We start from the raw sequence: 21,016 nt of genomic DNA on the forward strand, positions 1-21,016 counted from the left end.
CTCCCCCAACGGCCAACGCAGCCGCACTACTTCGCGCGCCACGGCCTGCTATTGAATTCTAACGCGAAGCGTAATCGGTTTGCCCGCGCGCAACACCTGCGCTGCGAAACTTTTCTCTCCCTGCAATCGGTCCGCAATCTCGAACACGGCCAGTTCGCTGGAGACCGGCATGCCGTTCACGCTCATCACGATGTCGTCGTTGCGCAATCCCACCATTCGGCTCACCGCGATATCGCCAAAGCGGGGCGATCGAATTCCGATGACCGCGCCGGCATCGTCGCGGGCCATCTCCAACTCCGCCGCGACAAAAAGCTCGAAGGGATCGTACTTCTCCAATTCACGTTGGAGCGCGCTCTCGTCAATCTCCACCACGCCGGATTTCGGTGCAACCGCTCGTTGGACCGGCAGTTGCTGCGGTCGCGGACTTTGCACCGGCGGACTCGGCTGCGGCGCGCTGGAAACGGGCAAAATCTCCAGCGCGATGATGCGTTGAAAACCATTGCTTTTGACAACAAAGGTCACGTCGTCGCCCGGGCGTTTGCCGCGAACAATTGCGTGCGCTGCCGCGACCGTGTGAATGGGCTCGCCGTCAATTCGGACCAATTCGTCGCCGTCTGCGAAGCGTATCTGCCCCAGCAGCGCAGTCGCGTCGGCGTCCGACACGCGCACGCGCACGAATGTGCGGCCGTCCACCGGTTGCGCCAGCGCGAGCGACGCATCAAATGCCGCGACGAGCCGCGGAAGCGCCTCCCCGCGAAGCGGCAACACCGTCACGCCGCCGGCCGCGTGCGACGCGGAAACCATAAACGCCGCGCAAACCGCCACGCGGAAAATTACACGCAAAAAACGGCTAACCATCGTTCGCCCGGGCCCAACTCTCAAGCCAAACCGCGATCATAACACACCCGGCTACAGCTTCTTTTCTTCAACCGGCGAACTGTCGACGGTCCATGCGCCGGACAGCGCGGGCACATGCATCCACAACTCCTCGTCAGGCTTGGCAAGTGCCGACAAGCTCTTCACGCGGATCCATTCCCCCGCAATTTCGCGAACTTCAACCGGCCCCATTGGGCTGATGAGGCGCGCGCCCGCATCGAAAATAGGCGGCAGCGCAACGGACTGCGCTTGCGCGCTTGCGCGGGGTATGTATTCGGCCGAGATCGCGCCGGCAATAAATGCGAGTGCGATGGCCACGGTTGTCAGAATAAGCCTGTACTGATTCATCACATGTCCCTCTTGGTTCGTTGATTTGCCTCAATCGAGAGAATAACGGACGGGATTCGGCACGCGTTGACCGGGACCCTCTCGCCATGCGCTCAAGGGCTAAACCCTTTCGGGTTGCGCCGCCGGCGGTTCACTGCGTTCCCGCAGCCGTTCCAATTCCTCGTTCAACCGGTCAGCCACCGGCTTCATCAGTCCGCGCGCGGTGATCGCCTCGCGGAGAAGGCTGCGAATGAAAAGACTGCCGATCTGCGTGGTGGAAACCGGTGTCGAGCTGCTGAGGTCTTCGAGCGTAAATGGCGCAACATCGAGATGGAGGCTCGATCCCGGAATGAAATTTGCCGATAAATCGAGTTTCGCGGCTTCGCTGCGAAACGATCTAATCACGTACTCGCGCTTCGCGAGTAGCGGTTCGGAGGTCGATGCGCTCGTCGTATTGAACCGGTTCGCGTTTTCGTCCAATTTGCCGAGGTTTGTGCCGCGACCGGCCTCGTATCGGACGTAGAACGCGGCGTCTTTCATCACTACTTCCCGCACCGTCGGCTGGGCAGACAACAGCGTCGTGGGATCGACGCGCACCAGCACCTCGCCCAACGCAATGGCCGGCCCTTCCTTAAATGGCGGCGGATTGTGAATTGTGAGTCCTTGCACCATCAGCGCCCGATCGCGCGGCAGAAACACGACGTGCTCGATAGTCACGTTGGTCTGGTAGATGTACCCGAGCATGCGCTCGAACGCCGCGTCCGCGAACGCACCCGCCTGCGTGCTGAACAAGATCGCGCCCAGCGCCATGACGATGAGCACAAGCCCGACGGACGTCACAAGAAATCGGAATACGGTTTTCATACTCGATGTCTTACGCCAACCACTGAGGACAGCCAACTAATCGAAGATATGCGCCAGCCGCCGGATGTCCGTAAACAACTCGTAATAACCCAGTTTCGCGATGTACTTCGCCTCTTCCGGCGTGGGCATGCGCGGGCCGGTTTGGCCGAGCGGAATGCCCGGCCACTCGAAGAAGTACTTGCTGTCGTGCCCGTCCAACACAAGCTTTACCGCGGGAACATCCGCGCCGACAACCGGCAACGCCGCGCCAAGGTCTTGCCTCGGGAAAATCATCACGGTCGTCCGCGTGAATCGTTTCAAGGCCTGCACCGGTTCTTCCTTCACCGTACCATAAGGCCGCATCTGCATGGGGCGAATTCTCCCGCCCGCCGGCGTTTCGAGGTAAACGTCGATGCCCCGTAACCGAATCGCGTCGTACGCGACGCTCATGTCCGCGAACTGCGTTTCCAGTTGACACTCAATGACGATGTACGCGTCCGTCACCTTCTTCGCATCGTCGTCGATCCCCGGCTCCGGCATCGGCATAGCCGGACCGATCTCGCGCTTCATTCCGGCGATGGCGCTGTCGATCCAGATCGCGCGGCACCCGCCGCTGAACAGATCCGGGTAACGCCCTTCCGCCGTCTGCACCGTGGACACATTCCACGCGGGGACAAACAGTGTCTGTTGCGCGGTCGTGGGAGGCGGCGTGGGCTTCGCGGGGGTCTGGCAGCCGCAAACCGCGGCGAACAAAACCGCTATCGCGGCGCACGTGCGTAACGTCATGGTGTCGCCCCCTGTTGTTCTTCTGCCTTCTCTTCGGCGGCGGCCTCGTTTGGCTTCGTTTCCGCCTTTATCTCGGGTTTCGGGCCGGCCGACGGTGCCGGTTCGTCCGGCGGCAATGGCGTTTCGGTGATAATGCTCTTCGCGTTCTCGCCGCCGGTACCGTGGTTGCGCAACACCATCTCGCCATCGAGCGATCGCATCCGAACGATTCCCGTTGGATTGATCTTCTCGTTGATCCATACGCCAATGACCTGGTCGCCCTGCGTCACCTCGTAGTGTTCCGCGCGGATCACCCCGTTCATCGTGGACACTTCATCAAGACCCAACGAACGCCGCTTCGACTCCGGCGTCGTGTTCGCGGGCGTCGTGCCGTCGATCGCGATCTCGCGCGCGGGATCCACGCCCGATTTCTCGATCACGCGGTGGATATTCTTCGGATCGTTCGCCGGGCCCGTCAGAAGCATCTTGTAGACCATCTTGAACCCAACTTCGGGTATGACCTCGAACTCGACCCAATAGCCCTGCTTGCGATTGATCTTCTCCTCGCCGACAATGGCCTGTCGAATGACATACTTTTTTCCGCCGCGGGCGTCGGTTAAGTTGTACCAGGCCCATTGCCCGGCCTTGGGGTTTACGAGCTTTCCCGCGAGCAAGTCGCCTACCAAACCTTGCCCGCGCGCGATGGGAATGAGAAATACGAGTGCCAACAACAATAGAATGTTGCGCCTCATGGCCATAGCTCCATATCTTGTATATCCGAGGACGCAGCCATCCTAGCACACGCCGGGGGAATTGGGAAAGATATGCCTCGACTCGCCACAAGTTTGCTCGCCGCCGCGGCCCTGATCGGGGCGGCGCTTGCCGATGTGCCGATTACAGTCGGAGACGGCGGCGCCATCCTGCGAGACGGCAAGCCGTACCGTGCGTTCGGCGTGAATTACTACAACGCATTCATGCGCCATCTGCGCGACCCCGCCAACACGAGCTTCCGTGACGGCTTCGGCGAACTCGGCTCGCTCAGGATTCCGTTCGCCCGCTTCGCCGCATGCGGCTTCTTCCCTGACGACATGAAGCTCTATGTGGATAACAAAGAGGAATACTTCGCGCGGCTCGATGCGGTTGTGAAATGCGCCGAGGAGAATAACGTCGGGCTCGTGCCGAGTCTGTTCTGGTACAACGCATGCCTCCCCGATCTCGTGGGCGAACCGCGCAACCAGTGGGGCAATCCCGAAAGCAAGACCATTGCGTTCATGCGCGAGTACACGCGCGATGTCGTGTCGCGCTATGTCGCGTCGCCCGCAATTTGGATGTGGGAATTCGGCAACGAATACGACCTCGCCGTCGACCTGCCGAACGCCGCGGACCACCGGCCCGGCGTGAATTTGAAACGCGGCACGCCGCTGGCGCGCAGCGAAGCCGATGACCTGCGCTTCGACATGGCGACGACCGCCTTTCGCGAATTCGCCAAGGCCGTGCGCGAAATCGATCCGCACCGGCCCATCACGACGGGAAACAGTTTGCCGCGCGCGTCGTCGTACAACCAACGCGCCGAGTCGAAATGGATACCGGATACCCGCGAGCAGTTCACCAGCCAGTTGATTGACTTCAACCCCGATCCGTGCAATGTACTCTCCGTCCACATTTATCCGCCAGACCACGAAAAGCGGTTCGACCAGCGGTCAACCTCGTTTGACGAACTTCTCGCCCTCGCCATGGACGCCTCGCGCAACTCCGGCAAGCCGCTGTTCATCGGCGAATGGGGCGCGCGCGACGATCAGGAAGGCCCGCCACGGGACGCCGCCCGGCGCGACAACTTCGAAATGATCACCGCGATCGACCGCAACAACGTGCCGCTGGCAGCGTTGTGGGTGTACGACCTGCCGGACCAGGAGTCCTTCGCGAACGTGACCTCGACCAACGGTCGAAAGTACTTGCTCAAGGCGATTGAATTGGCCAATCACCGCATCGCTGCGAACGTGGACGGGTCGCGCCGCGTCGATATCGCCGGCGGCAATTGGCTTGGATCCCTCCTGGATTTCGTCTACAACAAGGGCCGCTCGGGCAATGGATTCAATCCCTTGCAGCACACGAGATTTCGCGGCGAAAACCTCTATCGCGACGACGGTACCGGCCTCTACTTCGAGCATATCTTCAACGGCACGGCGAAGGACGCCGCGATTTCGATGTTCACGCCGAACAACGACGAGCATTCCGTCGTTCGGATCGACGCCGCCACCGCGGTGATGAAGCATCCCGCGGACGCGTCGGCCTGGGGCGTCGAGAGCGAAATGCGGTACACGTTGAACGGTGGCGCCGTGGACATGGAATTCCGCGCGACGCCCACACGCGATCAATTCCCGCTGGGATATTGCGCCTTCATGTGGGCGAGTTACATGAATCATACGCGCGACCGGCGTATTTACTTCTACGGTTTGAACGGCGACACCAAAGGTTGGCTGTCGTTTGGGGATGACACCTCCGCGACTCCCGAAGGGTTCGAGACGGGCACCATCGCCTGCAAAGGCGTTCCCGATCTCCCTTACGAAGAAGGCGCAAAGACGTTGAACGTGCTCGAGAACCCAACGAAGAAATTTATCCTTCCGTTCTACTACGGCCTCGTTGACGGCGATGGCGACATGACAACGTCGGATGACACCATGGCCTACGTCATGATGTTCGACCAACGCGAGACCATGCGCTTCGCGCTCTGGAATTTCATCAAGAACGCATCGGGCAAACAGGATACGCATTCCCCCGCGTGGGACTGGCAGTTCGTCATCCGCAACCCCGAAGTGGGCAAGACCTACGGATACAAAGCGCGCGTGCTGTACATTCCGTTCACGTCGCGCGAGGATATAAGAGCAGAGTACGAGCGCTGGGCAGGTGGGCCGGGTGCCGGGTAATGAGACGCACGGGGGGGACGAAAGTCATGGGACCAATGGAGTTTCTACGGACAAGGCATTCCGAATCCAGAGCGCCACTCACGCAGTTGGCGGCAATCGCGCTACTGGCCATTTTTCCGTGTTTCGCCGCGAATGACGTATCGATCGCGGCAGACGGCATGTTGATAGTGAACGGCGATCGCACGTTCGTGCTGGGCCTTTACGAAAACCCGAAAGACGACGCGATCCTCGACGAAGCCACCAAGGCCGGCATCAATCTCATTCAATCGACGCCGGACACCGAACAGCTCGATCGGCTTCACAATCGCGGCGTATACGCCTGGATCAATGTCGGTTCGTCGATCGACTTGAGCGCTGACACCGATACGCGAAAGGCATCGTTGAAAAAGCTTGCGGACGATTTCGCCGCGCATCCGTCGTTGCTTGTATGGGAAGTGCCGGATGAAGCGCTGTGGAACGTATGGTACGGCGCCGAACTCTGGCGAAACCGCGACGAGCCTAAGCAGCAAGAGGAACTCATTGCCGCGCTCGAGGACAAAGCAAAAGCGGAGAAGCTGCGCGCGATGCGCGTGGACGTACGCAAGCATCGCGCCATGGCAGAGTACAAACAGGCCGAGGATATCGCCGATGCCATCTGGCGCGAACTCGGCAAGGAACCGCCCAATCCCGAACTCAACACATCCAACGCGCCGGAACGCGCGGCAACAATGGCCGCGGGCATGCTCGATGGGTACACCCATCTGAAATCCATCTGCCCTACGCACCCGGTCTGGATGAACCACGCGCCGCGCAACTCTGTCGCGCAACGCGCCGCGTTCAACAAAGCGGCCGACGCCGTCGGGTGCGACATCTATCCCGTCCCGCCGCACATCGGCGGCCACTCCGATCTCGCCGACCGCGGTCTCACGAGCGTTGGCGCGTTCACGCGCCTGATGCAGGACGCCGCGCCCGGAAAGCCGGTCTGGATGGTCTTGCAGGCGTTTAGCTGGGCCGAACTCGCGGAAAAGAAAAACGATCCCGATCTCGATCAGCAACGTCATCCGACGTACCACGAAACGCGCTTCATGGCCTACGACGCGATTGTCAACGGCGCGCGCGCCATTCTTTACTGGGGTTCCGCGTACACGGACCGCTCGAAACCGTTTTGGGGCGAACTGCTGAAAGTGGTCCGCGAACTCGCCGATCTTCAACCCGTACTCTCGGCGCCGGACGCTGATGTGGAATTGCAGATATCGCTCGATGAAACGTGGGGCTCGCTCGATCAGGGCATTCGGGTCTTGCCGAAGGAAACGAACGACGGCACGTGGCTGATCGTTGTCAACGAATGGCACGACCCGTTGCGCTACACGATCGCCGGTCTGAACCCGGCTCGCGGCGCAACCTACACCGACACCATCACCGGCGCGTCCGTGGCGGCGGACAACGGCACAATCACGCTAAGCATTCCCTCGTACGGAGTGCAGGTGCTGCGGCCAAGCAAGTGAACAGACCGATTGCCTGCTCGTCAGGGCGGTGTTCGCATTAAGTCGTAGCGCCCGGCCTCCGCGCCGGGCGTCTTGCGGAAGAGTCAATTTTGGGCCAAATCCACGCCCGCCGCGGAGAGCGGGACTATTGCCACGGGCTGCTAAGGCAATTTCAACAATCATGTGGCTGCCGGAATCGATCTACTCTGTGGTTAAATGCGTGCTCTAGTCTTCTCGTGCTCGTGCTCGTGCTCGTAATCGTAATCCTAATCGCGCATTCGAACTTCTGCACAAGTTCTATGGGCATTCGACTTTTCAATCGATTTTGTTGATGTTTGTAGCGCCCGGCCTCCGCGCCGGGCGGTATTTGTCTACGCGTCAGCGCCCTGTTTCTTGAGGCATACCTAAACCGGATTTTTCACGCGAACAGCGAAGACGTGTGTCATCCGTTGCGTTACATGAAGTTCCATAGTTTTCCGTCTATACGGGCTATTCGCGTGAAAAATCCTCTCGCCATACGCTCAAAGGCCTATTCGTGAGCATTTCTCACCGCACGGAGGGATTTTACATCCACCGTGGCGTCGTGGGGCGGTGAGAAATGCGGGCTAAACTTTAAGAGGCACGAACCGCTGCTGTCGTGAATTTGAAATCCGCGCCATTTGCCGTCCTCGTGCGCGTGCTACTCCGAAAATGCGCCATTCGACCCGCGCGCCAAAGGCGCAACGCAACCCTAGCCAGGGGCATCGCCCCTGGAACATGTCCACGCCACCCTCACCCCGCGCTGAAAGCGCACGGCACAAGTTTTGATATTTTCAGGGGGAACTCCGTTCATGACGACTCGTAATCGTGATCGAGTGTTTACCATCGAGACCGAGAAATACCCGCGACTGCAGCTACATGAATTCCTGCATCGCTCTAATTTCGCGCCGCTTCCGTCCCAAGCACCACGCGTTCAAGGTGGCCCACGACCATCCCCGCGATATCCAATCCGGTAACCGTCTCGATACCTTCGAGGCCCGGGGATGAATTGACCTCGAGCACCACCGGCCCACGGTTTGCGCGCAGGATGTCGACCCCCGCGAAATCCAAACCGAGAATGCTCGCGGCGCGGCACGCGATTTCGCGTTCCTGATCCGTGATCGCGATCGGTTCCGCCTTGCCTCCGCGATGCAGGTTCGCGCGAAACTCGCCATCGCCCGCCCTGCGCAGCATCGCGGCAACCACCTCGCCGTTCAGTACGATGCACCGGATATCGACACCGCGCGACTCCTCAACGAACTCTTGCACGAGAAACTGCGCGTCCAGCCCGCGAAAAGCGGCGATCACGCTCTCGGCCGCGTTAGGCGTCTCCGCCAACACAACGCCGTTGCCCTGCGTACCCTGAACGAGTTTAATCACCAGCGGCGCGCCGCCGACGAGATCGACCAGGTCCTCCGTATCGTCCGGCGAATGCGCGAACCCCGTCACCGGCATCTCGACGCCGTGCCGCGCGAGCAATTGCAGGCTGTGCAACTTGTCGCGCGAGACCGTGATGGCCGCGGCGCCGTTCAGGCTGTGCACGCCCATAATCTCGAACTGACGCACCACCGCCGTACCGTAAAACGTGTGCGCCGGGGCGATGCGCGGCACAATCGCGTCCACGACATCGAGTTCCCGGCCGCGGTAATGTATCGTCGGCTGGTCCGCGGCAATGTTCATATAGCAGCGCAACGGATCGATTACGCGCACCGCGTGACCGCGCCGCTGCGCGGCCACGGCCAGCCGGCGCGTCGAATATAGTTTCGCGTCTCGCGATAGGATGACGATTTTCATGCGCGCCCCGCCACGGGTCCTATGGAATTGTGCGACACGCTGACTCTACACAAAACGCCGACGCGAAGTGTAACCGCCTACCGTCGGGGACTGCGAGACGGTTCAATGGTCAAGGCGGGTTTCATCGCCTTTGCGATGGACTCCCACGCCACCAGCTTGAAGTTCTGGTTCGCCCCGTCATTCGCGTCGTCCTGCGTGACGAACACGCCCTGGGCGAAGCGCGGTCCCAGCGCTGTGCTCAATACATCGATCCCGTCCGATCCCGTAACGGCGTCGATTCCATCCGATGCGACAACCTGGAACGAACCAAGGTACTTGTTGCCGCCTTCGCGCTCGTACACCGCAAAGGTGCTGTCTCCCTGGCTCGACGCGATGAGGTAGCCCGTCGTGCCGGGCGCGTAATAAATCGTAAGGCCTTCGATGTCCGCGGTTAGGTGGCCGTCCGGTTTCACGGAGTCCACCTGTATGCGGTCCGTTCCCGCGTCAGGTTCTGCGCCGTACCGCCAAATCGCTACGTCTTCTTCGCCGATATAGAATACCCCTGTGTCGTCGTCGGCCACGCAACCCTCCGTCTGACTGCCTACAGAAAACGATCGCGCCAGTTCCCCGGTGATGCGGCCGTCCGCGGTCGCGTTCAACTTCCACTGCTGCACCGCACCCGCCTTCGAGTTTACGAATACGTAATAGGACCCGGACTTCGCGCTGCGGTACATGCACAGTCCGTACACCTCCTCCATACCCGTATCAATCGAACCGGCCGAGCGCAACGTGCGCGCCGGCGCATCCACCGTGTAGACCGCGAGGCTGTCGTCCGAGCGGTTGCTCGCGACCACAACGTCTGCCGGCGCACCGCCCACCGCGAACCCATACCGGATATCCACATTATTCATTTTGCCGTCGGGCGCATATTGAATCTGCTTGCCGTCGAGACCATATACAACCAGCCCGCCCTCCTTGTCGGTGCCGATGACCGTGCTCATTTCCGGGTTTGTCGGATGCACCCAGAAACACGCATCGTCCGCCGCGTCGTCCGCACTCGGAACGGGATCGGTCTCGAGCGTCGCCGGCACGGAGACGGCTTGTGCATGGCCCATAACGACGCCCAGGAGACAAGCTAGATTCAGACAAATATTGCGCATGGTGTGCTTAGTCCTTTGGTGCTGATTTGCGGCCATCGGGCCAGGTCGAACGCGGGGAGTCCAATTCTCGCTGAAAGCGCACCGCGGCCCGTGCACGGACCGCGGTGCGCTTGCGCTTTTCTTTCCAAAAGTTTCGAGCGTCTACTTGTCCCACGAAGCGTAGTTGTAGCCGATAGCTGCGCTCAACACGCTGGTGGCGATCTTGTCTTCGTTCGGATACTTCGCGAACTCGACGTGTCCATCCATAAACAGGATGTTGCAGCCGCCCGGGATGTGATTGAACTGCGTTGCGCCCTCTTCTTTTTCGTAGCCGAGCGGCGGCGGGACCAGCGCGCCCGACCCGATATTGTCCCACATCACGGGAACGTCGCTTTGCGCGTGCGCCGAACCCGCCGGATTGTTGATATCCGTGATGAGGAAGCGCTCGATGCCTTCGCGGAGACGGTGAATCGTGTCACCCCCTCCGTTGCCCATGACGGTAATCGTGATTCCCGTGAAGTCCGAAACATGCGCCGCAATTTGCGCCGGGTTCCAATCGCTTACCGTGATGTCATCTTCGAGCGTCTTGTAGAAGGAATCCAGGTCGCCGCCGAAATCGTCGACCCAGTCGCCAATTCCTCCCTCGAGATTCATCATGCCGTATTCCGGCAGACCCATCGTAATCGTCATCATCGTCCCATAGACGTCCACGTTCTCGGTCATCCATGCGCGATACACGTAGCTCGCGTCCTCGAACGCGCCAGGCGCGAGCGTCCCCCATAGCGGGTGGCTCGCCGGAAGGTTGCCTTCCGTGCCTTCGCACCACGCGCCGCGCGGCGGCGTGCCCGAGCAATCGAGGTAGTCCTGCGCGTTTTCGCTGTCCGACGGGCAGAACAGAATGTTCGCGTCCGTCAGATACTCGGGATACAACTGCACCCCGGACGGAATGTTCTGTGCATCCAGGTCCCAATCCTGCCACGGCACCGTCCCGCTCGGATCGTCACGGTACTCCTTGGCCTCGAGGTTCTCCTGAAGCCCGAGCCGTGGCCACTTCTCGCCCTTGGCCTCGTTGGCGAACATCTTGAATACAATTCCCATCTGCTTGAGATTGTTCTGGCACGAAGCCCGGCGCGCCGCCTCGCGGGCGCGAGCCAGCGCTGGCAACAAAATCGCCGCCAAAATGGCGATGATCGCGATCACCACCAGTAGTTCAATCAACGTAAACCCTCTTCGTTTGCGCATGGAACCCTCCTTCTCCAGTTGTTTTGGTATAAATTCAACGCGGACGAACACCCACAGCCGTACGGCAGCACTAATGCAGAAAGTCTACGGTAAGTTTATTGGGCAGGAGTCAAGGAATCGCAAGATTTTGGTTAGGCAAAGCGGGCTGGGGCGGCAAACACGGTGGATAAGTGTCCGCTAAGGCTCGTGTGCTTCGCACCTGAGATCAGATTCTAGGCGACCGAAATCTCCTTGCGATTATCCGCAACGGTCAACCCAGCCCGGTAAGAAATCAACTCGGCGGGTCATTGTGGGTCGGGTTGAACGGCACCCAAAATTTACAGTTATCGCCGGAATCTGAGTCAGTGTCGAGCCGTCGTTAAGAACCTGCGGTTCGGCTTACGGTGCGGCGGCTGCCTCCTTCAGTACCGCGCGAAGCGCCGCATCGGCTTCTCCGGCGTCCCCCATTCCCCCAAACGGCATTGCGCCGGGCCCCTTGTAGTTCACGAACCACTCCTCAAGAATCTCGCATATGCCGGGAAACTCGGCCTGCAATTGAGAGATCGTCGTAATGTGTGCAAGCGGCGTATCGTCCATCACTGTCACAATCTTGTCATCCTGCTCGCCTTTGTCCGTCAACTTTAGTAGGCCGATAATGCGGGTCGGTACGATGCTTCCCCGCGGCACCGCGGGACCCAGTATGACTGCGTCTATCGGATCGCCATCGGCGGCGCTCGTCCCCGGAATCATCCCGTAATTGCATGGATAGGGCAGATATTGCACGATCCGCGGTTTACCCGCCTTGATGTCCCAGTGCAAGTTACCGTCGGCCTTCACTTCCCACTTCGAGCCGGTGCCGGCCGGTATTTCAACCACCACATTGACAGTGCCATCCTCATTTCGCGCCGGATACCCGTCGATCAAGTGCTTGGGACCCGCGTACGTCATGAAGTCCAGTGACCCCAGTCCTTTCGAGAATACTTCGCACGCTTGCTGGATCGGCGGAAGCGGGTGTTCGAACTCGGCGGCAGCCACCATGTGGATAAGCGAGTACGTCCCGCAAATTACCGAAATCGCGATCAGCGTTGCAGCGATGAAGCGCATACACGTTACCCTTTCCGGATTATTCAGGCGTTGTCCGAACTCGCAGTCAATTGCTCGAACCTGCCCGTGCGTCTCTCTCGCCTGAAAGACCGGAGGCCTGGGCGGCGATTCCGCCGAGGCCTCCGATCGGAACAACACTTAGATTTTCCGTCTGGTGATATGGGGCGCCGGCCTAGCCCGCCGTCCCCTCAGCGATGTGCGACGACCAACCCTTGACCTTCGTGATATACGGGTCCGGGTACGTGCACACTGGGAACTGCTGCGCGCGATACTGCATAAACTGCACGTGGCCATCCATAAACAACACGTTCGATCCGCCGGGGACGTGGTTGAATACGGTCACAGCGGCTTGGGCCACGTCGTCCGTATCGGGGTCCGTCTTCTTGTAGACACCGTACACGTCCACGAGGATCGGTAGATTCGATTGGGCCTGTGCCGAAGCGCCCGGGTTATTGATGTCCGTTACAAAGAAGCGCTCAATCCCTTCCAACAACTGAAAGGCTTTATCGGGCCCCAGGATTGGCGTTGCCCCATTGTAGCCCACCGCCCGCTCGTCCGGACTGCTAATCGTCGCCAACAGGTTTACTTCGCTGCCGTGCGAATTTGCCAGACGGTAGACACCTGGGAACGTCGGCTTATCAGGGTAGGTTACTGTGTTATAGGGGCAACCGGGTCCCATGTTCAACGCCGTGTAGCCGACACCGCTGGTGCGGATGTCCTTGCGAATCTTCTCCACGCTCTTCCACGCGAGCCGCGCCGACGATCCATGATTTACCGCATAACCAAAATAAACATACGACCGCGGATAACTCAGGTGCGCAAGCAAGCATTCCGTGTTGGCTTGGCCCGCCGCCATGAGCGACTTGATCGTTTCGATACCTTCCTTGTGCGGCAGTGCGCCAGCCGAGTAATCGCTTGAGTCGGCCTGGGAATCCGACGGACAAATCAGCACGTCGGGATCTGTGAGATACTCGGGATATACCTGTGAAATCTCAAACCCCATAATGTCGTTGCTGAATCCCGGTAGCGTGAGCTGCTGGTCCGGGAAGACTCCACCTTTGCTTTCTCCGGCGAACATCTTAAATACGGTGCCCATCTGCTTGAGATTGTTCTGACATGACGCACGACGCGCCGCCTCGCGTGCGCGCGCCAGCGCTGGCAATAAAATCGCCGCCAATATGGCGATGATCGCAATCACCACCAGCAGCTCAATAAGTGTAAAACCCCTTCGTCTACGCATAGTCTCCTCCCCTGTTGTTTGGTACTGCTTTTTGCCTTGGAAGCGCACGAACGTGAGAACTGCTCGCGCCAACACACCATAACGGCGTATTGCTAGACGACCATTAGATAATCGTTAAAGTCCTGCAAGCGTAATTGATTTACGCGAATTGCGGTGTAGTGCAAAATATGTTGATTCCCGCATAATCTCTTGTATAATTACGTATGTCGCGGGGACATTCACGGCGAAACGCACCGTGCCCCGCGAGTACGTAGGGCGGACGTACGCGAATTTCGGGGAGCACGCGTCGTATGGTCGTTCACCCGATGGTGATCGTTGCAGTAGCGGCATACGCCGTGGTCGTGGGCCTTTGGGCCTATACCTCCGCCGTGAGTCTCGCGCGAATGCGCGCCTCGCGCGGAACAAGCCCGTTCATATCCCGCCTGTATTCCGTGCTTGTCATCGGGTCGACCTGCGCCGTCGCTTCCAGCATTTACGACATTGCGCGGCTCGTGGTCAGCACAGGCGCCTTTGGCGCCACGCCGGCCGATCCGTTATCCACCGTCGCGTCCATGGCTGCCCCATTCGCGGTGAACGCGATAGCGCTCGCTGTCGTGCTGGGCGTGGCGGTCCGCGGTTCGCTCAGGCAGATCGAGCGCGAACGCCGCAGAAACGAACGCCAGCGCCAGGAACTCGAAGCCCTCGCCGAGCAGCGTACGGCCGAACTGCGCGAGACGGTTGATCGTCTCGAAGCGGACCACCGCGAACTCGAGCGAATCGATCTGGAACTCCGCGCCGAGCACGCCATGCTTGACGCTGTCATGAACACCAGCGTGGGCGCAATCTGCGTCGTGAACACCGAAGGCCGAATCGTGTTCGCCAACGGAATGGCCCAGGCCGTCCTGGGCGTTTCGGCGCAAGAAGCCATGCAGCGGCGCTACGATTCCCCCGAATGGCAGCCTGCCGGCCTGGACGGAAGCCCGCTGCCTGACAGCGAGATGCCCTTCCGCCGCGTCATGAACGCCCGCGCACCCGTGCACAACATGCAGATGAGGGTTGTCGGCCAGGATGGTGCCCCACGGTTGCTGGAAGTTAACGGCGCGCCGCTGTTCACCATGGACGACGAGATTTCCGGAGTCGTCTTCCTGATAACGGACATCACCAAGCGGCGTGCCGACGAAGAATTGTTGCGCGACAGTGAAAAGCGGTTCCGCCTGATGGTCGAAGGCCTGCCGAGCGGGGCCGTCTTCGTCGACCAAAACACAATCTACATGAACCGCGCGGCGGAGCAACTTACCGGATACGCGCGCTCCGAATTGGCGACCGTAGACCAGTGGTTCTGGGCGCTTTACGGCGAAGCCAGCATCGAAGCACGCACCAAATACGAGCGGATTCGCGACGGCGGGTTCAGCCAAGTCTGCGTGGGAACGATCCGCCGGAAAGACGGCGAATCGCGCGTCATCGAATGCAGCGGCTACAGGTCCGAGTCGGCTTTGGTTTGGTTGCTGCGCGACATTACCAGCGAAGCCCGGACCGAGGAAATCCAGCGGCGGCTCAAGTCTGAACTGCTTCAGAACCGATCGATCGGAGAATTGGCCGTCATGGCCGAGGGCGTCGCGCACGACTGCAACAATATCCTTACGAGCATTCTCGGGGCCGCCGAACTCGCCCGGCACGAACTGTCCGCGGACGACAGCGCCCGCCCATATATCGAGGACATCGCGCACGAGGCCGAACGCGCCGCGGACTTGTGCACGATGATGATGGCATACACGGGCGACGCCGAACAGAAATTCGAGGGCGTCGACGTGAACTCGGCCGTGAAGGACATGGTCCGATTCATGCAAGGGTCGGAGGGTGTTTCTCACCGCATTCGCATCCGGTACAACCTCGCCGATTCCTTGATGAATGTTCGGGCCGACGCTTCGCAAATTCGAAAAGTGCTGCTTGCGCTGTTTCAGAACGCGGTTGACGCGTTGGGCGATGACGTGGGCGACATCGAAGTAACCACGCGCTCATGGCGCGCGAGCGAGCCACTTGCCGCGGATGCCTACATGTCGGAAGGGCTGCCGCCAGGCGAGTATGTGCAGATCGTGGTCCGCGACACCGGCTGCGGCATGGACCCGATTGCACGGGCTAAAGCGTTCGATCCCTTCTTTACGACGAAGCCGGACTCGCGCGGCCTCGGGTTGACCTACGCGCTGGGCATCGTTCGCGCGTCGTCCGGCAACATCGCCTTGGAGAGCGTTCAAGGCAGGGGAACGACCGTAACCGTTAGCCTGCCCGTTGCATACGCTGACTCCGTTGCCAAGGAAAGCTCCGCGCCTGTCGAAGATTTGTGGTGCGGCTCGGGGACCATCCTCGTCGTCGACGACGAACAGAACGTGCGATTGATCACCAAACGAATGCTGGAAAAACTCGGGTTTGACGTGTTACTCGCTTCAAACGGCGGCGACGCAATGAACGAGATTTCGAAACACCCGGACGTCGCCGCAGTAATTCTCGATCTGACCATGCCGACGATGGATGGCGAGTCGACGTTTAAGGAGATTCGGCGAAGCAAACCCGATCTGCCGGTGCTCATCGCCTCCGGCTACGACGTGCGAAAAGTAGCGGGCCGGTTTCCCAGCGGCGTATCCAGCTTTCTCCAAAAACCGTTTCCATTGCACGTGCTGTCCGCCCACTTGCGCGACGCGCTGACAGGCGGCACGCACGCAGCCACACGCTAACCCGGCGGAACCGACGCCACCCTGTCGCTTATGTCCTTTGGGTCCGTTCGGCCCTTTATGTCCCGTAGCCTCCGCCAGCCTCACTCGATCGCGCCGCTCCTGCAAACGACTCAAATCTCAAGCACCGCCACTCCCGCTCGTTGCGCGGCGCGCGCGACGTCCTGCCGGCACGTGAACAGAAGAATCTGGTGGTCCCGCCCGATCTCCACAAGAAGCTGCAACGCATTTTCGAGCCGCGAATCGTCGTAGTTCGCAAACGGATCGTCCAACAGCAGCGGAACAGACTCCCCGCTCGCGCTCATCGCCCGTACCAACGCCAGACGCAACGCAAGATAAACCTGGTCTGCCGTTCCCTTGCTCAACAGGCGTCTCGGGTCCTCGGACAACTTGGCCGTCTGCGGAATCCGGACCGTGATGCCCAGTTCGCGGCTGACCATGATCTCGTTGTACGCGCCCCGCGTGATGCGGCCCAGGTACTGCCCCGCCGCCTGCGCAATGCGCGGCGCGATGCGCGCATGCCGGTCCCGCGCCGATTCCTCGATGAGCGCGTACGCGTATGACGTCGCTTCGAGTTCCAACTCGAGTTCCGCCACGCGCGCCGCAACCTCCTCGCGTTCCTCCTCGATCTCGTTCAGCGACCGCAAGCCCGCCGTCCTTTGCGTCAGCGCAATGTGCAGGTCGCGCTCTTCGTTACTGTGCGTCTCCAACTTCGCGGCCCACTGCCGCAATTCGATCTTCACGTCGTCCGCCCGGCGGGAGAGCGGGCCCGTTCCGGCGCCTTCCTTTTCGACCGCCGCGCGCAACGTCTCGATCGTTTCCCCGCGCAACGTGGCGTCAATCCGTTCCTGCAGCCGTGCCCGCTCGTCCCATGCGTCGCGGTACACTTTCGCCCGCTTGGCGAAGTCGTTCCATTGTTCGACCGATCTCACGCCGGCCGGCGCGAGCCGTGCCGTTAGCGCCTCCTCTTGCTTTACTACGTCGCGCTGCTCCGCATCGAGCCGCGTGGTCAACGCCGTCTTCCGTTCTCGCATCAACGTGACGCGGCCCAGCCGTTCGCGCACCTGCGCCGTGCGGACGTGATACGCTTGCAGCGCCGCGAGCACGTTCGTGTACCGCGCCTCCTCGCGGAACCCCGCCTCGCGCAATGCGCGCCGCACCTCGAGCGCGCGATCCACTTCCGTCCGCTGGCACTCCTCGAGTTCGGCCCCGATGGCCGCGAGTTGCTGGCGCAGTTGCGCCGGGCGGTCCCGGCTTTCGCCAAGGCGCCGCTTCGCGTCCCGATACTCCTGATAATGCGACATCGCGCGGCCCGCTGCGGCCTCGATCTCGTCCTCGTGCGCCACGCGCTGACCAACAGATTGAAATGTCTCCTGCAGCCGCGCGAAAAGGTGCGACACCCGGTCGCGCTCGTCGCGGACTTCATCCGCAAGTTGCGCCTCCGCCGACGCCAGCGAGGCGAGTTCCGATTCCTCGCGCGCGTGCCGCTCATATAAGCCTTCGAGTTCGCGCAATGTTGCGACGTTTGCGCGCGATATCGCGGCGTCAACTCGATCCTGCACCGCGCCGCGCTCGCGTTCGGCGGCCGTCAAATCCTCCTGCGCCCGATCGAGTCCAAGCACCGTCTTGTGAATCGTCTTTTTCGTCCAGAACCATCGCGCAATGGCGATGGCCATCGTTGACCCGAAGAATGCCGACGCCAAATACGCGTAGATGATCTCGAACCAGATCGCCGCGCCGGCGCAGGCGAGCGCGACGCCACCAAAAATGACCGCCGTCCACATCGCGTGCGGTGCGGCGTTGTGGCGTTCTTCGATCTCGATGCGCAACGACTCGATCTCGGACTGCAAATGCGTGATGCGCTCTTCGTTCACGCGCGATGCGACTTCCATGTCGCGCGACTCGGACGGAAAATCCGTAAATGTGGCGAACAGTTCCGCCGTGGGCGCATGCGCGTCGCGCCGGCGCGCGATTTCCTCGCGGATGCGTTGCAGCTTTTCGATCGCCGAGTTACGCGATTGGCGCGCCACGCGAAACGACGTTCCCAATTGCGACAACCACGCGATCGGGTCCGCACCGAGTTGGCTGTAGTCCGGCAGGGACTGCAAATCGCGCTGCGCCTGCGCAAACCGCTCTTGCGACCGCGCCAGTTCTTCGCTCAACTCTTCGGAGCGCTCGCGCAGCCGCACAATCCTGGCGTCAAGCGACGACAGTTCCTGCTCCGTAGACTCGGGAATCTCGACGAGGCGCGGAATGCCGAACGCTTCGAGCTTCTCGGTTTCCTCCGCCAGTTGGCGCTCGATGTCCGCCAGTTCCGCGGTGGTCCGTTCCGCCTGCGCCTTCGACGTCGCCAGCGCGTTCGACGCGCGCTGGACCTCGGCGGATTGATCGATCGGAAACTCGCGCAGCGAACTGTGCGCGAAGCACACCTTCGTTACCTCGTCCAGCCGCGCCTGCAATCGCTCCGCCTCCGTCAACCTCACGGCGCGCTCGCGCTGTTCGATGGACTTCAGTTCCTCCTCGAGCGATTCCTTGCGACGCTTCGCCGTGGTCACCTGTTCCGAAGCGCGCTTCCACTGCGCGTTCAAGGCCGCAATTTCCGCGGCTGCCGCGCGGCCTTTACCAAGTTCCTGCTCCAGCCGATCCAGGCGCGCCCTTGCCAGCGGCAGCGGTTTCTTCGAATGCGATACCGGCCGCCCGATCTCGCCGATGCGCTCATTGAGAATGCGGAGCGCCGAATCCGCCGTGCCCGATTCGTCCGATGTATCGGCAAGCGACACAATCTTCTCCCGAATCTGCGCAAGCGCATCGTCGTCGCCCAAATCGTCCAACGACATCGGCCCAATCGTCGCCGCGCTGATAAACACGGCCTTGCTGATTCCAAGGTGGTCTTCCGCGAAACTGGGTTCGCGGCCCTTGATTCGCTCGAATTCCGCGGTGACATCGCGCATGTGTTTGCGATCGTAGACTGCGACGGTCCCACGCTTCTTGTCGAAGTTGCGGTGTATCTCGAACTCGCGTCCGTCGTCGAGAGCGTACGTAAGCCGCCCCGCGTAGCGCTCGCCGCCGTTCCAGGGCCGGCGCAGTTCGTTCGATTCGTCGAACGTGCGCAGTTGCGGGCCCCGCCGCTGGCCGTACAGCATGTCTGTCACGAAGTTGCGGACCGTCGACTTGCCTTGCTCGTTCGGACCGAGAATGACCTGCATGCCGGGTTCCAACGAAATCACGTGCTCGCTGAACCGGCCATACCCGTCCAACCACAGTTTCGTGATGCGCACGGCCTACTCGCCGCCCGGGCCGCGTACCGGCGCCATGCGCCCGCGATATGCCGCAACGCCTACGTCCCGTGCCCGTACGAGGACGCGGCGCCGAGCTTCGTCCGCCGCGTCGCGAATCTGGTTCCCAATCTCCTGTGCGAATGCGCCGAGACTCGTCTGCTCCATCGCAAGCGCATCGAAATCGTCTTCCGGGGCCAGCTCGTCCACCAGTTCGATGTGTTCGAACCGATCGCGTACCGCGTCATGCACGGCCTGCACGTCCAACCGCACGTCCTGCGGCGCCACCCCGCTTAACACCGCCCGCACCACGCGGCTCGCGTCGTGCTCCGCGGGAAGCTGACGAATCGCATCGACTATCTGCTGCGTGCTTTCCATACCCGTGCAATCGATCGTATGCACGCTGAATACGGTTCGTGATGCCGGGACTTCGCGCACCCGCACGTCGTCCCCGTCAATCTCGATTTCAATATGGACGTGCATCCCCGTCTCGCCGAAACCGTGCCCTTCCGGCGAACCCGAGTACTGTACCCACGCACCGCTCGAAACCGGAATCCGCTTTGCATTGTGGAAGTGGCCCAACGCCAAATAGCGAAGCCCTCGCGGCGCCGCGGACTCCGCGTCGAAGGGCGCGTACGCGCCCTTGCCCGCGGGCAACGACCCCATCTCGGAGCCGTGCGCGACCGCGACGTGAACGCGCCCGTCGTCGGGAATGCGCAACGCCCCAAACGGGTTCGACGAAATGTCCGGGCCATCGAACCCAAACCCGTGTACCGTCAGCGCGATGCGATCCAGCGCGTGCGCGCTCCACACGGGCTTTGAAAAAACGAACACGTTCTCCGGCCAGCGCTGTGAAGCATACGGCGAGTCGGGCAGGTACGGGTCGTGGTTCCCGGGGGCGATGAATACCGGCACGTGCGGGATCGACTCGAAAGCGCGCCGTACCGCCGCGATCGTGTCCCGCGAGACGCGGTCATGCTCGAACAAATCGCCCGCAATAAGCAGTGCGTCCGCCGGCCACTCGCCCGCGCGCGCCACGATCCGCAGAAACGCGTCGCGCAGCGACTGCCTGCGGCGATTGGCGAACGCCGCGGGAAAACGCGCGCCCGAGTATGGCCTGTCGAGATGGATGTCTGCGGTATGTACCAAACGGAGCAAAGGGAAAACCTTCCCGATTCAACTACAACAACTACAACTGCGAATTCGCCGGTTACGCGCGCCGATACTGCTTGAAGCCTCTAATACGTAACACTTTAGCCGTTTGCCGCGACGTTTGGGGGTAACGGCGGCAGCTGACCGGTTTTGAGGTATGTCGTTAAGGCGTCTTGGAGCGTTGCGACGGG

15 protein-coding genes and 1 pseudogene are annotated in these 21,016 nt (G+C 61.0%); 3 read left to right on the top strand and 13 right to left on the bottom strand.

Annotated features, from left to right (window positions below):
* Nucleotides 1-48: 48 nt before the first annotated feature.
* From HUU46_15375 to HUU46_15395, 5 genes are all read right to left on the bottom strand, one after another.
* Nucleotides 49-843 carry a hypothetical protein gene (locus HUU46_15375; protein ID NUM55027.1) on the bottom strand — a complete coding sequence of 265 codons (795 nt, stop codon included), beginning with the start codon at nucleotides 841-843 and terminating at the stop codon, nucleotides 49-51.
* Nucleotides 844-909: 66 nt separating this feature from the next.
* Nucleotides 910-1,224, bottom strand: coding sequence for a hypothetical protein (locus HUU46_15380; protein NUM55028.1), 315 nt, complete (start codon nucleotides 1,222-1,224; stop codon nucleotides 910-912).
* 99 nt (nucleotides 1,225-1,323) lie between these two features.
* Nucleotides 1,324-2,067, bottom strand: a complete 744-nt coding sequence (locus tag HUU46_15385) for a hypothetical protein (GenBank protein ID NUM55029.1) — start codon at nucleotides 2,065-2,067, stop codon at nucleotides 1,324-1,326.
* A gap of 36 nt (nucleotides 2,068-2,103) precedes the next feature.
* The gene (locus HUU46_15390) at nucleotides 2,104-2,832 is read right to left on the bottom strand and encodes a hypothetical protein (GenBank protein NUM55030.1); all 729 of its coding nucleotides are present in this window, start codon (nucleotides 2,830-2,832) and stop codon (nucleotides 2,104-2,106) included.
* Entirely contained in the window at nucleotides 2,829-3,563 is a 735-nt protein-coding gene (locus tag HUU46_15395) for a hypothetical protein (GenBank protein NUM55031.1), read from the bottom strand. Before HUU46_15395 ends, HUU46_15390 begins: the two co-directional genes overlap by 4 nt.
* A 72-nt stretch (nucleotides 3,564-3,635) precedes the next feature.
* Between HUU46_15395 and HUU46_15400 the strand changes: the two genes are divergently transcribed.
* Together HUU46_15400 and HUU46_15405 are read left to right on the top strand one after the other, a co-directional pair.
* Complete coding sequence (locus HUU46_15400; protein NUM55032.1) at nucleotides 3,636-5,735, top strand: cellulase family glycosylhydrolase; 2,100 nt, start codon at nucleotides 3,636-3,638, stop codon at nucleotides 5,733-5,735.
* A 26-nt stretch (nucleotides 5,736-5,761) separates the two neighbouring features.
* The gene (locus HUU46_15405; protein ID NUM55033.1) at nucleotides 5,762-7,219 is read left to right on the top strand and encodes a hypothetical protein; all 1,458 of its coding nucleotides are present in this window, start codon (nucleotides 5,762-5,764) and stop codon (nucleotides 7,217-7,219) included.
* Nucleotides 7,220-8,113: 894 nt separating this feature from the next.
* Here the strand turns inward: HUU46_15405 and rimK are convergent.
* The 6 genes and pseudogenes from rimK to HUU46_15435 all read right to left on the bottom strand — a co-directional run bounded on the left by rimK (nucleotide 8,114) and on the right by HUU46_15435 (nucleotide 13,693).
* Nucleotides 8,114-9,010: a 30S ribosomal protein S6--L-glutamate ligase gene (gene rimK / locus HUU46_15410; protein ID NUM55034.1), complete on the bottom strand. Its 897-nt coding sequence runs from the start codon at nucleotides 9,008-9,010 to the stop codon at nucleotides 8,114-8,116.
* A gap of 77 nt (nucleotides 9,011-9,087) precedes the next feature.
* On the bottom strand, nucleotides 9,088-10,149 hold the full coding sequence (locus HUU46_15415) for a phytase (protein ID NUM55035.1): 1,062 nt from the start codon (nucleotides 10,147-10,149) through the stop codon (nucleotides 9,088-9,090).
* A gap of 141 nt (nucleotides 10,150-10,290) precedes the next feature.
* Nucleotides 10,291-11,370, bottom strand: a complete 1,080-nt coding sequence (locus HUU46_15420; protein ID NUM55036.1) for a DUF1559 domain-containing protein — start codon at nucleotides 11,368-11,370, stop codon at nucleotides 10,291-10,293.
* Nucleotides 11,371-11,748: 378 nt separating this feature from the next.
* A complete protein-coding gene (locus HUU46_15425; protein ID NUM55037.1) occupies nucleotides 11,749-12,453 on the bottom strand; it encodes an inorganic diphosphatase in 705 nt (234 codons plus the stop codon).
* 172 nt (nucleotides 12,454-12,625) lie between these two features.
* A complete protein-coding gene (locus HUU46_15430; protein NUM55038.1) occupies nucleotides 12,626-13,456 on the bottom strand; it encodes a hypothetical protein in 831 nt (276 codons plus the stop codon).
* Between the two features lie 6 nt (nucleotides 13,457-13,462).
* Nucleotides 13,463-13,693: pseudogene (locus HUU46_15435) on the bottom strand (prepilin-type N-terminal cleavage/methylation domain-containing protein).
* 290 nt (nucleotides 13,694-13,983) lie between these two features.
* Between HUU46_15435 and HUU46_15440 the strand changes: the two are divergent.
* A complete protein-coding gene (locus HUU46_15440) occupies nucleotides 13,984-16,401 on the top strand; it encodes a PAS domain S-box protein (GenBank protein ID NUM55039.1) in 2,418 nt (805 codons plus the stop codon).
* 110 nt (nucleotides 16,402-16,511) lie between these two features.
* Here HUU46_15440 and HUU46_15445 read toward each other — a convergent pair whose 3' ends face one another.
* Complete coding sequence (locus HUU46_15445) at nucleotides 16,512-19,676, bottom strand: AAA family ATPase (protein NUM55040.1); 3,165 nt, start codon at nucleotides 19,674-19,676, stop codon at nucleotides 16,512-16,514.
* A gap of 3 nt (nucleotides 19,677-19,679) precedes the next feature.
* Nucleotides 19,680-20,831 carry a DNA repair exonuclease gene (locus tag HUU46_15450; protein ID NUM55041.1) on the bottom strand — a complete coding sequence of 384 codons (1,152 nt, stop codon included), beginning with the start codon at nucleotides 20,829-20,831 and terminating at the stop codon, nucleotides 19,680-19,682.
* Between the last annotated feature and the right edge of the window lie 185 nt (nucleotides 20,832-21,016).

The sequence above is a fragment of the Candidatus Hydrogenedentota bacterium genome (assembly GCA_013359265.1).
Lineage (GTDB): Bacteria > Hydrogenedentota > Hydrogenedentia > Hydrogenedentales > SLHB01 > JABWCD01.